Origin of the sequence: Streptomyces sp. NPDC020807 (genome assembly GCF_040641575.1) — a bacterium.
Taxonomy (GTDB): Bacteria; Actinomycetota; Actinomycetes; order Streptomycetales; family Streptomycetaceae; genus Streptomyces.
Window position 1 is genome coordinate 14,127 of record NZ_JBFADU010000041.1, and the last position, 13,751, is coordinate 27,877.

Genomic DNA, 13,751 nt, shown 5'->3' on the forward strand with positions numbered 1-13,751 from the left:
CATAAGATGACAGGGACAATCTCAGCGGCCCGCCGGGCTTCCGCCCCACTTCACGTGGAACCGAAGGACATGCCCCCACCCGCACGAGCCACTCCGTGCTGCCTGGGGGCGATTTCTTGCTGTTCCGTGAGTCCGCGGCGTCCTTGGCCAACCGCACTCGCCTCGAGGGGCGGCTGGCGGAGCTGCTGAGCGAGAACTTCCTCCACAGGCACGGCCACAAGCCGCACGCTGCGGAGGTTCGCTCCTGGGAGCGGAGCATCCCCGCGCTCACCCACGCCCTGGTCGAGGCGGGTCTTGGTGAAGTCGAGATGCTGCTGGAGTACGGGCTGCCGCTGACGAGCAAGCGCGCGGACGTGATACTGGCCGGTGTGCATCCGGTTTCCGGCGAGCCGTCGTACGTCGTCGTGGAACTCAAACAGTGGACCGAAGCCCAACCAGTGGACGACGATCCGCTGCGGTGCAGCGTGCCCTCCTACCGCGATCCGGTACTGAACCCCATCGAGCAGGTACGGGGCTACTGCGACTACCTCGTCTCGTTCAACGGGGCTCTCGAACAGAACCCCGACTCCGTCACGGGAGTGGCCTTCCTGCACAATGCAGCCGAGGCCAGGGTCGCCGGGCTGCGCGAGGTCGAAGAAAACCACCGCGGTCGCATGTACACCGCCGATCAGCGCGGTGCGTTCCTCGACTACCTGCGCTCAAGGCTGGCCGCCAAGCCGGGCACTGCCGCCGCCGACGACCTCCTGCAGGGCAGGGTTCGACCGTCCAGGCAGCTGATGGCCGTGGCCGCCGACGAGGTCCGCGACCGGGAACAGTTCGTGCTGCTGGACGAGCAGCGGCTCGCCTATGAGACGGTGATGGCCGCAGTCCGCAAGGCCCACCGGTCCAACCGCAAGCAGGTGGTCGTTGTGACCGGCGGGCCCGGGTCCGGCAAGAGCGTGATCGCCCTGTCCGTGCTCGGTGACCTTTACCGGCGCGGTGTGTCTGCCCTCCACGCCACCGGCTCGCAGTCGTTCACGAAGACCATGCGCAAGGTCGCGGGCGCCCGCAAGCCCGAGGTCCAGCGCCTGTTCCGCTACTTCAACAGCTTCATGGAGGCCGAGCCCAACGACATCGACGTGCTCGTGTGCGACGAGGCACACCGGCTCCGCCGGACCTCCGCCAACCGCTACACCAAGGCCGCCTTGCGCACCGGACGCCCACAGGTGGCGGAGCTGATCGACGCGGCCCGGGTCCCGGTGTTCCTCCTCGACCAGCACCAGGTGGTGCGACCCGGCGAGATGGGCACCGTCGAGCAGATCAGGCGGGCCGCGGCAGAGCAGGAGGTGGACTTCACACTGGTGGAGCTGGACAGCCAGTTCCGGTGCGGAGGCAGCGACGCTTACTTGCTTTGGGTGACCAGTCTCCTGGGCTTGGAGAGTGAAGGACCGATCACGTGGGAGCCCGACGGCAAGGTGCAGCTGCTGACGGCGGACAGCCCTCAGGAACTGGAGGACTTCCTCGGCGACAAGCGTGCCCAGGGGTACGGCGCCCGGCTTTCCGCCGGCTACTGCTGGAAGTGGACCACCAAGATCACTCCGGCGATGGCGGCGCTGCCCGCGGACGTGGTCATCGGCGACTGGTCGAAGCCGTGGAACCTGTACGGGGACCGATCCCTGCTGGGCGCACCGCCAGCTCCGCTCTGGGCCACCGATCCCGCGGGCTTTGGCCAGGTCGGCTGTGTCTACACCGCCCAGGGCTTCGAGTACGACTGGTCGGGCGTGATCATGGGCCCGGATCTGGTCTGGCGGACAGATCGCTGGGTGGTCGACCGCACCGCCTCGAAGGACCCCTCCTTCACGAAGGCGACGCCTGACGAGGACATCGACCGCCTGATCCGCAACACGTACAAGGTGCTCCTGACCCGCGGCATGATCGGAACGGTCGTCTACTCGACGGACCCTGAAACCCGCGAGAAGCTCCGTTCGCTTGTTCCCTGAGCCACGGCCACGGTCAGCGGATACCATGATCCCGCTGCGCACCTTCCCGGAGGGTACGAGGCTGCGGTTCATGCAAGAGACCGAACAGGCTTTCGGTAACGAATGGTTGTGCCCGTCGTGTGGCGACACACGACGCGAGCGTGGCTGCCCGGTAGGGCGCCCCCTGCCATTCCGAACTCACAGCCTGGAGTGGCCGTATGAACCCCGTCGAGTGCAAGCCTGCGCGTCGTGAGCGGATTCGCGGAATCCTGATCGACATCGCTGCCGGAGCCGTCTCCAGCATTCTGGTGACGGCACTGTCCGCGGTGGCAGACCTGTTCTTCTGAGCAGGTACGTGGCGGGCCCGGAGAGCCCGCCACCCCACAGCCCGATCCGCTGTCAGAACAGCCGGAGATCAGGGCCCGACGACTTCCTCCGCTTATGCTTCCCTCTCCCGTTGGCGCGCGGCAGATGCGGTGTGCGAGCTTCCTTCGGAAGGTTGAACCAGGTGGGTCGAAGCCCGTGGATCTCCACCTGACCCACAAGCTTCTTCAGATACCTGCGGGTTTCCTCGTCCGTGGAGTACAGCACGGTCGCACGGCTCGCCCGGGTCAACAGCACGTGGTATGCCTGTCGGACCAGTCGCGCGAAGTCGTCGTCGGCCACACTCGACGCGCTGACCTTCGGATCCAGCGAACCCGGCACATCGACACGCTTGATGTCCGAATCCGGGCCTTCCTTCCGCTCCTTTCCGCGCTGGAAGACCCACTGATCGCCACGGCGCACCATGTCATCGCCCATGATCACCCCGCACCAGTCCCATTCCAGGCCCTGGGCCGTGTAGACGCAGCCGATCTGGCCGAGGCCCTTGGGGTGGACGGACCAGATGTCCGACGGCGGCACGCCGCCCGCGCAATAGCTCTCGCTCTTCGCGTTCCACGGCCGGTGCCAGCCCCCGATACGGACATCGGCCTCCAGGCGCTTCTCCTCGCCCGCGGGCTCCGTCCACGGCCAGCAGTACCCCGCCACCATGCGCGCGGACGCGCCGGCCCCGGCTTCCGTCAGGATGATCCGCTCGAGCTCCTCCGGGGTCTCCGCCACCTCGACGTGCATCAGCCCGTCCGGCCTCCAGGGCTCCGGCTTCTTGTCCGTCACGCCCAGGACTTCGCGCACCCAGCTGATGTACGAGCCACTGCCACCACAGCGGTACTGCTCGCGCAGTCCGTATTCGAGCAGGTCAGCACCGCGACGCACGGCCGCATCCCTGATCAGCGCGACGGTTCCGACTTCCTTCGGACGCACGGACTGGCTTTCGTCCAGGAAGAACACCGTCAGGCGTGACGCATCAAGCAGCTCGTCCACCTGCGGTCCCTTCCCCCAGATCTCCCGCTGCTCCGGCGTCCAGAACCGGTTCGTCGAGCGATCCCTCAGTCGATGCGCCTCGTCGCAGATCAGCACGTCCACCGGGGGCACCGAGGTGTCCACGAAGTTGCTGAAGTAGGTGAACGTCTCCCTGAACTGCTTGTCCCCGTATCCGACGTGCTCCTGGATGGCCGCGTTGAAGGCCCTGCTCCCGCTGGCGTACTTCACGGTGCGCCCCTGCGCCTCGAGCTGCGCCTTGACCTGCAGGCCGATGGCGCTCTTGCCTGTGCCGGCACCACCTGTGACCAGGAAGATCACACGCCTCTCATCGGGGATCAGAGCGGGATGCTCCGGGTCGGGCAGTACCTTGGCCGCCGCTTCGAGAATCTGGTCCGCGACCACCTTCTGGCGCCCGCGGAGGACGAAGACAGTGTCATCGCCTCGGGACCAGTTCATCGCATCGAGCAGCGGTGTGTTTCGCAGCCCCATGGTCTCCAACATGGTCACAGCCTCGGCCGCGCCGCCCTCGGCGTCGAAGCTCGCCCTGATGTCATCGAGGAACTGTGCCCGCCGATCAGCCGTGTACACGCGCGCGTACGCACCCGTGGGCGCATCCACCCCGATCAGCGGACGCACCGATTCGTCCGTGGCGTTGTGCAGGTAGGCGAATCCCCCGCACTCGAATTCGGTGTTCCTGAAGGGACCCCTGTCGCTCGTGAACGCCTCGTAGTACTCACGCAACTGCAGCGCGGGATGCTTCTTCGCCCCCATGCCCGACACGTGAACCCAGTCCGCGGTTGCCTGTTCGATCCTGGTCACCGTCGACCAGCGCTTCAATTCGACGATCTGCACGGAGGGCCGGTGCTCGTGCGGATGCCGGCCGACCAGCACGACGTCGATGAGCCGGGGTTGCGGCCGGTCGGACTCGTCCATGGTGGCGGCGCACTCGACGACCATCTCCACGTTCCCGCGGTCGGCAGCGACCAGATCGTTCGCAAGACTGATCAGACTCTCCGCCCAGGCCGAGCGCTCCGTGAGCGAGGCGTCCGAGCCGCGGAAGTACCGCCAGCGCGCAGCGAGGTGCGGCACCATGTGGCGGCGAGCATGCAGGGTGAGCAGATCCTGCGCCGAAAGCTTCAGCAGGAGCATGGACACGATGTGGTTCCCCCAGGGCACGAGTAGCTCGTGCGGGTGGGAGCATGTCCTCGCGGGGAAGCCCGTCGGGCCGCAATCTGTTCGGTGATCTTAAAGAAGGCATCGGCTGCGGCGTGGCACCGCCCCGGCCCGCGGCCGGAACCACGGCCATGGTGGCCGGATCGCACGCGGCCACTGCCCGGCAGCTCCCCTGCCCGCTTCGTCGCACTGCCCCGGGGGCCGCTGCCCGCCGTTAGGATCTCCCGAGAGCTTCCCCCTACGCCGGATGGCCGAGCCGGTCAGCTCTCAGCAGGAAGCGACGAAGCTTGGGCCGCACATGCGGGAAGGCCGGTGGACCACGGTCACCGAGTCCGAGTCCGAGCACGAGCACGAACACCGCGGCTTGGAGTCCATCCGCGAGAACCTGCCCGACGCGGATCCCTGGCGGGCCTGGTCGAACTTCACCTTCACCGGGAACACCGGACACGTCTGCGAGATCGATCTCCTCGTCGTCGCCCCCGGCGGCGTCTGCATGATCGAGCTCAAGAACTGGCACGGCTCCCTGAGCAGCGAGAACGGCGTCTACACGATCACCGAGCTGGTCGCGGTGCTGAACCAGCCCCGCGCGACGAGCGCCGGCGGATCACCGCTATCGACTCCCGTGAGACGAGGACACCCTGCTGCAAGCCGCCGCCCTGCTGCTCCTCTGGGGGCGCGGCTGGGTCGAACCGGGCACACCCCCTCCGGAGCCTCGACACCTCGTGGCGCAGCAGTTGCTCGCCGCCACGCTTCAGCAGCACCGCATCGGCGACCAGTGTGGCAAGGCATGTGGAACGGACTGGCTGCCTTCGACAGATCGGCTTCCCCCATCCTTCGCCACTTGGTGAACGAGGGGTTTCTCGATGGGGACGGCGGCATGCTCTTCATCGGTCCCGAGGCGGAGCACCGGCCGGCGTCACTTCACCGAGTTGACTGCTTCGTTCACCGCACCCCCGCAGTTCACAGTGCCGTCCGGCCGTGATGAAATCGTGCAGACGGACCCTTCCGTGTTGACGGAGGAACGGCCGGGACCTCGTCTATTGCTGCTCGGCGGGCGCAGTTGGCAGGTGACGTTCATCGGCTGGGGGCGCAAGCGGGCCTTCGTCGAGCCAACTGATGGCTGCGGCGTCGCCAAATGGACGGGCGGTCGCTCGCCGGTCGCTCGCACGCTCTGACCCGCTCAATGCGCGACGTACTGCTCGGAGCAGACCCCCTGGTTTCTCTCACTCGTCGGGCCCAGACGTGCCTGACCGAGTGGCGTGAGGAGGATGCGTCTCACATCACCCATTCCGACGGCTCTCTGATCACTCGACTGGGGACGGACGTTCTGTGGTGGACGTGGGCCGGATACCGGGCTAACGCGACGCTCGCCGCCACAGTTCCGTCGATCAGCGTCCCCGTCCAAAGGCCGATCCGGTACACAGCCTGAAGTTCTCAGCAGCGCTACCTCACCGACTCGCGATGGCCACCGTTGCCGCACGACTGGCGGACTTCGACGAAGCGCGCACGACCCTTCAGGGCCCCATACCGAATCCCTCAGTGTTGATCGCCGACGCTCATCGGACGATGTGAACTGATATGCGGATACCTCCGGGGTCACCGCGACATCGCCCTGCGCGCCCAGCTGAGGAGTTACTCACCGTATGCCCGCCCAGTTCCGCACGCCATCCACCCGTGGCGGCGATCCCAGCCTCGTCCGCCTGCAGGCCGTCCTCGAGGAATGGAGAAGTCCCTGCTGAACATGGGCGAGCGCAACCGGCTGCTGAACTTCCGGCACACCAGGACCTCAAGATGGTGTCACCGGGCCGCAGATTGCTCTCCGTCAGCGAGAAGGGCGCGGCGCTGAACGTAGTACGCAACCGCCTGCACATCATCGGTCTGGGCAACTTCGTCATGGCTCTACACAGCGGACATGCCGGGCCGATGTGACGGGGTTTCAGAGCGTCATTTGAGCGTCAGCATCCGAAGACTGCATAGGTGCTGTCAGCGAAGGGCGAAGGCGTTTCCTGCTGAATCCGCAGGTCCAGCAGCTTTCAGCAGTCTCCGGACCGCTCTACTCCTCGCTTGGCTGGAAACACGTCGAGCAAGGAGTGAAGGCCAAGAAACCGCGGATCAGGACCCTTGCCTGACCGGCTCCAGGATCGCCACGCACTCCACATGGTGCGTCATCGGAAAGAGGTCGAAGGCGCGGAGGGTGCGGACGCGGTAGCCGCGTTCCATGAAGTAGGAGAGGTCGCGGGCCAGGGCGGCCGGGTCGCAGGCCACGTAGGCGATGCGGCGGGCGCCGAGGGCGGCGAGGTGGTGGACGGTCTGCTTGCCGGCGCCCGCGCGCGGGGGGTCGAGGACGATGAGGTCGACCTCGGTGATGCCGGTGCGCGGCAAGACCTGTTCGACCTTGCCCTGTTCGATGCGGACGCGCGGGAAGTCGGCCAGGTTGTGGCGGGCGTCCTCGACGGCGCGCTTGCCGGATTCGATGCCGAGCACCGCGCCCGTCTCGCCGACGCGGTCGGCGAGGGCGCCCGCGAAGAGGCCGACGCCGCAGTAGAGGTCGAGGGCGGTCTCGCCCTTGCGGGGGGTGAGGCCCTGCATGACGGCGAGCATGAGGGTCTGGGCGGCCTTCGGGTGGACCTGCCAGAAGCCGCCGCTGCCGACGCGGTGGGTGCGGTCGTCGGCGCGCTCGCGGACGAAGGCGCGGCCGTGGACGCGGTGGACGCCGCCGTCCTTCTCGTCGACGCGCATCACCGAGACCGGCTTGTCGAGTTCGACGAGCGGGAGGCGGGCGCCGGGGCGGGGGGTCAGGATGACCTGGCGGTCGTGGGAGCCGGAGGCGGCGATGGCCTCGACGGACTCCATGCCCTCCCAGGTGCGCTTCTCGATGCCCAGCTCGGAGACGCCGGCCGCCGCGATCATGCAGTGGTCGACGACCTCGACCTCGTGGGAGCGGTGGCGGCGCAGGCCCGCGTGGCCCTCCGCGTCGATCGCGTACTGGACGCGGGTGCGCCACTGCGGGACCTCGCCCGCCGGGAGCTTGTCGCCCTCCGCCGGCATGACGGTGCCGTCCCAGCCCGCCTCCTCGGGGGTCAGGCCGGCCAGGCGCAGCAGCTGCTCCGCGATAACCTCGCCCTTGAGGCGGCGCTGCGCGCCCGGCTTCGCGTGCTGCCAGTCGCAGCCGCCGCACTTGCCGGGGCCCGCGAAGGGGCAGGGGGCCGGGACGCGGTCCTTGGACGCGTCCAGGATCTCGACGGCGTCCGCGCGCAGGAAGCGGGACGTCTCCTCGCCCTCGGTGACCCGGACCCGGACCCGCTCGCCCGGCAGCGCGTGGCGGACGAAGAGGACCCGGCCCGCCTCCGTACGCGCGATGCAGTGGCCGCCGTGGGCGACCGGGCCGACCTCGACCTCGTACTCCGCCCCGACCAGAGACGTAACGGGGGTGTTCTGCATGAGTCAGGGCTCCAGAGCGAAAGGGGGCTGCCGTCGTTTTTCCGACGGCAGCCCACCAGTCTAGTTGCTCTTTCCGGCCGTTTCCTTCTGGCCCTTCTCCACCGGGCCGCGGCGCACCGAGCCCGGCGCGTTCCACTCCTGGCGCTTGCGGGCCCGCTTCTTCGCGGCCTCGCTGGACTGGAGCTGGTAGGGGACGGACGTCACCATCACGCCGGGGGTGAAGAGCAGGCGGCCCTTGAGGCGCAGGGCGCTCTGGTTGTGGAGCAGGTGCTCGTACCAGTGGCCGACGACGTACTCGGGGATGTAGACCGAGACGGCGTCGCGCGGGCTCTCGCGGCGGATGCTCTTCACGTAGTCGATCACCGGGCGGGTGATCTCGCGGTACGGCGAGTCGAGGATCTTCAGCGGTACGTTGATGCCGCGCCGCTCCCACTCGTCCCTGAGGGCCTTCGTCTCGGCCGGGTCGACGTTGACGGTCAGCGCCTCCAGCTCGTTCGCGTGCATGAGCTTGGCGTACGCGAGGGCGCGGAGGGTGGGCTTGTGGAGCTTGGAGACCAGGACGATGGAGCGGACCCGGGAGGGGCGCACGTACTCGTCGGGGCGTTCCTCGGCGGCGGCGATCTCGGCCGCGACGGAGTCGTAGTGCTTACGGATCGCGGTCATCGTGCCGTAGAAGATCACCATGCCGAGCAGGGCGACCCAGGCGCCGTGCGTGAACTTGGTGGCGAGGACGACGACGAGGACGAGGCCGGTGAAGAAGGCGCCGAAGGCGTTGATCGCGCGCGAGCGGATCATGTGGCGGCGCTTGGCCGGGTCCCGCTCGGTCCGCAGGTGGCGGTTCCAGTGCCGGACCATGCCGATCTGGCTCAGCGTGAAGGAGACGAAGACGCCGACGATGTAGAGCTGGATCAGCTTCGTCGAGTCGGCGCCGTAGATCACGACGAGCAGGGCGGCGGCGCCGGCGAGGAGCACGATGCCGTTGGAGAAGGTGAGGCGGTCGCCGCGGGTGTGCAGCTGGCGCGGGAGGTAGCGGTCCTGGGCGAGGATCGAGCCGAGGAGCGGGAAGCCGTTGTACGCGGTGTTCGCGGCCAGGAAGAGGACGAGCGCGGTCGCGGCGGCGAGGACGACGAAGAAGAACGTCCCGTCGCCGAAGACGGCGGCGGCGACCTGGGAGATCACCGGGTCCTGGACGTAGCCCTCGCCGACCGGTACGCCGTTGTGGATGAGGTCCTCGGCGGGCTTCTCGGCCATCCGCACGTCGGTGGCCATGGCCAGGAAGATGATGCCGCAGAACATGGTGACCGCGAGGGCGCCCATGAGCGTCAGGGTCGTGGCGGCGTTCTTCGACTTCGGCTTGCGGAAGGCGGGGACGCCGTTGGAGATCGCCTCGACGCCGGTGAGGGCGGCACAGCCGGAGGAGAAGGCGCGGAGAAGGAGGAAGACCAGGGCGAAGCCGGCCAGGCCCTCGTGTTCCGGCTTGATCTCGAAGTCGGCCGTCGGGGCCTTCATGGTCTCGTCGAGGACGATGCCCTTGTAGGCACCCCAGATGATCATGATGAAGACGCCGGCGACGAAGACGTACGTCGGGATGGCGAAGAGGCTGCCCGACTCCTTGACCCCGCGCAGGTTCATCAGCGTGAGGAGGACGATGACGGCGACGGCGCAGGCGACCTTGTGCTCGACCACGAAGGGGATCGCCGAGCCGAGGTTCTCGATGCCCGAGGAGATCGACACGGCGACGGTGAGGACGTAGTCGACGAGCAGGGCGCTCGCGACGGTGAGTCCGGCCTTCGGCCCCAGGTTGGTGTTGGCGACCTCGTAGTCGCCGCCGCCGCTCGGGTACGCGTGCACGTTCTGGCGGTACGAGGCGACGACCGTGAACATCAGGACGACGACCGCGAGCGCGATCCAGGGGCTGAAGTGGTAGGCCGACAGGCCCGCGACGGAGAGGACCAGGAGGACCTCGCCCGGGGCGTACGCCACCGAGGACAGCGGGTCGGAGGCGAAGACGGGGAGGGCGATCCGCTTCGGGAGGAGGGTCTCCCCGAGCTTGTCGCTGCGCAGGGCCCGCCCGATCAGGATCCGTTTGGGCACGTCGGTCAGTTTGGACACGGAGAGGATCGTAAGCGTTCGAAAACCGCCACGCCCACCGGCACCCCCGATCGGCACCGAATCTCCCTGAGTACCACCTCGGATGCGGTCCCCGCCACCGTTGCCGCATAAGCTCGGACCGGGCAACCCGGCAGGGCGTTGCCCGCCACGGCCCGGGCCCAACGGGCGAGGAAAGTTGTGAGCAGCGTGTTTTCGCAGGTCAGCAAGGCGATCAGGAGTGCGGGGTAAGGGGACGTGCACATCGTCATCATGGGCTGCGGGCGAGTGGGAGCCGCTCTCGCGCAGACCCTCGAACAGCAGGGGCACACCGTCGCCGTCATCGACCAGGACCCCACGGCTTTCCGCCGTCTGGGCTCCGGCTTCGGTGGGCGCCGGGTCACGGGCGTGGGCTTCGACCAGGACACGCTGCGTGAGGCCGGCATCGAAGAGGCCGGCGCCTTCGCCGCGGTGAGCAGCGGCGACAACTCGAACATCATCGCGGCGCGGGTCGCCCGCGAGATGTTCGGCATCGAGAACGTGGCGGCGCGGATCTACGACCCGCGTCGCGCCGAGGTCTACCAGCGCCTCGGCATCCCGACGGTCGCGACGGTCCGCTGGACCGCCGACCAGATGCTGCGCCGCCTGCTGCCGTCCGGCGCGGAGCCCCTGTGGCGTGACCCGAGCGGCGGCGTGCAGCTCGCCGAGGTGCACACCTCCCCGGCGTGGATCGGTCACAAGGTGAGCCGTCTCCAGGAGGAGACCGGGGTGCGTGTCGCGTTCCTCACCCGACTGGGCGAAGCGATTCTGCCGACCTCGCAGACGGTGCTCCAGGAAGGCGATCTGGTGCACGTGATGATGCGTACGGAGGAGATCGCGAAGGTCGAGGAGGCCTTCGCCGAGGGTCCCGAGGAGGGCGGTCACTGATGCGTGTCGCTATTGCGGGCGCGGGTGCGGTGGGCCGTTCCATCGCGGGCGAGCTCCTGGAGAACGGGCACGAGGTCCTGCTGATCGACAAGGCGCCGACCGCCATCTCGGTGGAGCGGGTGCCGCAGGCGGAGTGGCTGCTCGCCGACGCCTGCGAGATCACGTCCCTCGACGAGGCGGCGCTCCAGCGCTGCAACGTGGTGATCGCGGCGACCGGTGACGACAAGGTGAACCTCGTCGTCTCGCTGCTCGCCAAGACCGAGTACGGCGTGCCGCGCGTCGTCGCCCGGGTGAACAACCCGAAGAACGAGTGGCTCTTCAACGAGGCCTGGGGCGTGGACGTCGCCGTCTCGACCCCGCGCCTGATGTCGGCCCTGGTCGAGGAGGCGGTGAGCGTCGGCGACCTGGTCCGGCTGCTCCGCTTCAGCCACGGTGACGCGAACCTCGTCGAGCTGACGCTCCCGCCGGAGTCGGCCGTCGCCGGCACCGCCGTCGGGGACGTGGCCTGGCCGCAGGACACCTCGCTCGTCACGATCATCCGCGGCTCGCGGGTGCTGACGCCGAACGCCGAGGAGACCCTGGAGGCCGGCGACGAGCTCCTCTTCGTGGCCGCACAGGCCCGCGAGGAGCAGCTGGAGGACCTGCTCCAGGTGCGCCGGGAGCCGACCGACTCGTAGCCCTCGCCCGTCGTGGCAGGGGGAAGGGCCGGTACGCGGAAAGGCCGGTACGCGGAAGGGCCCGGGACTCGATCGAGTCCCGGGCCCTTTCCCGTACCGCCTGCGGGGTCCGTCAGGCCTCCGGGGAGGTCCGCGCGGCCGCCGCCTTGCGCTCCTTCTCCGCGCGCTCCTCCGCCTCCATCTCGGCGAAGACGTCGATCGGCGCCGGGGCCTTCGCGAGGAAGATCCAGGTCAGGTAGACCGCGAGCAGGAACGGCGGGATCTTCAGCGCGACGGAGACCCAGCCGAACTTGGTCGGGTCGGCCCACCAGTACAGCGGGAAGAGAATCGCGCACTTGCCGAGCAGGATGAGGCCCCAGGCGAGGCTGGCCTTCGTGTACGCCTTCTTGCGGCCGGGGTTGCGGGTGCGCCAGGAGAGGTTCTCCTTGAAGACCGGGCCGAGGATGAGGCCGATCAGCGGGACGCCCGCGAGGGCCGTGACGATGTACGCCAGGGCGAGGCCCAGGGTGTACAGCATGCCCGGCAGGTAGAAGTCCTTGGCGTTGCCCGTCATCATCGCGAAGACGACGCCGAAGGCGACGCCGAAGACGCCGCTGAAGGCGTGCTTCACGGTGTCGCGGCGGATCAGCCGGACGACGACCAGGACGAGCGAGACCGCGAGGGCGGCGATCGCCGACACCTGGAGGTTCTTGTTGATCGTGAAGATCGTGACGAAGAGCAGGCCCGGCACGATCGTCTCGATCATGCCCCGGACACCGCCGAAGGCCTCGGACAGCGCGGCCTCGGTCACGGCCTTGTCGGCCTGGGCGTCCTGGTCCGGAATGGACGGGTCCGGGATCGACGGGTCCCGGAGGGACGGGTCCGGGACCGACGGGTCCTGAAGGGACTGGTCGGGAACGGACCGGTCCTTGTCGAGGGACGTCACCGGCTACTCCTGTCCGAGCGGTCGGAGCTCGTATTTGGGGTTGAAGAGGACCCGCCGGCCGTGGCTCATGGAGATCCGGCCGGAGGCGATCAGCTTGCGGCCCGGCTCGATGCCCACGATGGAGCGGCGACCGAGCCAGACGACGTCCAGCGGTGCCGTGCCGTCGAAGAGCTCGGCCTCCAGCGCGGGCACACCGGCGCGCGGGCGCAGCGTGACCGTGCGCAAGGTACCAGTCACCTTGACTATCTGGCGGTCGGAGCAGTCAGAGATGCGCGTGCACCCCGAGGCCTCGGCGTCCTCCTGGAGCTCCTCCGACTCCAGGTCCTCCGGGGTCGAGGAGAGCCGGTCGAGCATCCTGCGGAACCGTCCGGCCGGCTTCTCTGTACGCGGTGCAGCACTCATACAGAAAGCGTACCGGCCCCTCCTGACACCGGGACGGGTTCACCCGACCGGCCTGACGCGCGACCTCCGCCTCACCGTTCGAAGCGGTACCCCATGCCCGGTTCGGTGACGAAGTGCCGCGGGTGCGAGGGGTCGGCCTCGAGCTTGCGGCGCAGCTGCGCCATGTAGACGCGGAGGTAGTTGGTCTCCGTGCCGTACGAGGGTCCCCAGACCTCCTGGAGCAGCTGCTTCTGGCTGACGAGCCGGCCGCCGTTGCGGACGAGGACCTCCAGGAGGTGCCACTCGGTGGGGGTGAGCCGGACGTCACGGCCGTCGCGGTGGACCTTCTTCGCGGCGAGGTCGACGGTGAAGCCCTCGGTCTCGACGACCACGACGCCGTCGTCGGCGCCGCCGACCGGCTCGGCGCGGCGCACGGCGGCGCGCAGCCGGGCGAGGAGCTCGTCCATGCCGAAGGGCTTGGTGACGTAGTCGTCGGCGCCCGCGTCGAGGGCCTCGACCTTCTCGTCGGAGGTCTGCCGGGCGGAGAGGACGAGGATCGGGACCCTCGTCCAGCCGCGGAGGCCCTTGATGACCTCGACGCCGTCCATGTCGGGGAGGCCGAGGTCGAGTACGACGACGTCGGGGTGGCGGTCGGCGGCGAGCCGGAGCGCGGTGGCGCCGTCGGACGCGGCGTCGACCTCGTACTTCCGCGCCTTGAGGTTGATCACCAGGGCGCGGACGATCTGTGGCTCGTCGTCGACCACGAGGACCCGGGTCATGGCGGGGGACCTTCCTTCTGTCGGCAGGGGTGAGCTGCGG

General features: G+C 68.6%; 10 protein-coding genes and 2 pseudogenes. 6 read left to right on the forward strand and 6 right to left on the reverse strand.

Annotated features, from left to right (window positions below; translation table 11 throughout):
- Window positions 1-116 precede the first annotated feature (116 nt).
- On the forward strand, window positions 117-1,979 hold the full coding sequence (locus AB0G79_RS32515) for a DUF2075 domain-containing protein (protein WP_360812939.1): 1,863 nt from the start codon (window positions 117-119) through the stop codon (window positions 1,977-1,979).
- A 197-nt stretch (window positions 1,980-2,176) separates the two neighbouring features.
- Window positions 2,177-2,305 carry a DUF6408 family protein gene (locus tag AB0G79_RS32520; RefSeq protein WP_360812941.1) on the forward strand — a complete coding sequence of 43 codons (129 nt, stop codon included), beginning with the start codon at window positions 2,177-2,179 and terminating at the stop codon, window positions 2,303-2,305.
- Between the two features lie 52 nt (window positions 2,306-2,357).
- Here AB0G79_RS32520 and AB0G79_RS32525 read toward each other — a convergent pair whose 3' ends face one another.
- Window positions 2,358-4,469 carry a DUF2075 domain-containing protein gene (locus AB0G79_RS32525; protein ID WP_360812984.1) on the reverse strand — a complete coding sequence of 704 codons (2,112 nt, stop codon included), beginning with the start codon at window positions 4,467-4,469 and terminating at the stop codon, window positions 2,358-2,360.
- A gap of 322 nt (window positions 4,470-4,791) precedes the next feature.
- Here AB0G79_RS32525 and AB0G79_RS32530 point away from each other — a divergent pair.
- Window positions 4,792-5,034: pseudogene (locus AB0G79_RS32530) on the forward strand (NERD domain-containing protein); the annotation flags it as partial.
- Window positions 5,035-5,125: 91 nt separating this feature from the next.
- Window positions 5,126-6,065, forward strand: a pseudogene (locus AB0G79_RS32535) (ATP-dependent helicase); the annotation flags it as partial.
- A 540-nt stretch (window positions 6,066-6,605) separates the two neighbouring features.
- On the opposite strand, the gene AB0G79_RS32540 reads toward AB0G79_RS32535, so the two are convergent.
- Together AB0G79_RS32540 and AB0G79_RS32545 are read right to left on the reverse strand one after the other, a co-directional pair.
- The gene (locus AB0G79_RS32540) at window positions 6,606-7,934 is read right to left on the reverse strand and encodes a TRAM domain-containing protein (protein ID WP_360812943.1); all 1,329 of its coding nucleotides are present in this window, start codon (window positions 7,932-7,934) and stop codon (window positions 6,606-6,608) included.
- Between the two features lie 60 nt (window positions 7,935-7,994).
- The gene (locus AB0G79_RS32545) at window positions 7,995-10,046 is read right to left on the reverse strand and encodes an APC family permease (protein ID WP_360812945.1); all 2,052 of its coding nucleotides are present in this window, start codon (window positions 10,044-10,046) and stop codon (window positions 7,995-7,997) included.
- Window positions 10,047-10,280: 234 nt separating this feature from the next.
- Between AB0G79_RS32545 and AB0G79_RS32550 the strand changes: the two genes are divergently transcribed.
- Both AB0G79_RS32550 and AB0G79_RS32555 read left to right on the forward strand, forming a co-directional pair.
- Window positions 10,281-10,949, forward strand: a complete 669-nt coding sequence (locus AB0G79_RS32550) for a TrkA family potassium uptake protein (RefSeq protein WP_360812947.1) — start codon at window positions 10,281-10,283, stop codon at window positions 10,947-10,949.
- Complete coding sequence (locus AB0G79_RS32555) at window positions 10,949-11,626, forward strand: TrkA family potassium uptake protein (RefSeq protein ID WP_360812949.1); 678 nt, start codon at window positions 10,949-10,951, stop codon at window positions 11,624-11,626. Before AB0G79_RS32550 ends, AB0G79_RS32555 begins: the two co-directional genes overlap by 1 nt.
- Window positions 11,627-11,738: 112 nt before the next feature.
- Here the strand turns inward: AB0G79_RS32555 and AB0G79_RS32560 are convergent, their stop codons facing one another.
- The 3 genes from AB0G79_RS32560 to AB0G79_RS32570 all read right to left on the reverse strand — a co-directional run bounded on the left by AB0G79_RS32560 (window position 11,739) and on the right by AB0G79_RS32570 (window position 13,711).
- Complete coding sequence (locus AB0G79_RS32560) at window positions 11,739-12,464, reverse strand: DUF3159 domain-containing protein (protein WP_360812986.1); 726 nt, start codon at window positions 12,462-12,464, stop codon at window positions 11,739-11,741.
- 90 nt (window positions 12,465-12,554) lie between these two features.
- Entirely contained in the window at window positions 12,555-12,953 is a 399-nt protein-coding gene (locus AB0G79_RS32565) for an OB-fold nucleic acid binding domain-containing protein (protein ID WP_360812951.1), read from the reverse strand.
- A 71-nt stretch (window positions 12,954-13,024) separates the two neighbouring features.
- Window positions 13,025-13,711 (reverse strand): response regulator, encoded by a 687-nt coding sequence (locus AB0G79_RS32570; protein WP_360812953.1) that lies wholly within the window; start codon window positions 13,709-13,711, stop codon window positions 13,025-13,027.
- Between the last annotated feature and the right edge of the window lie 40 nt (window positions 13,712-13,751).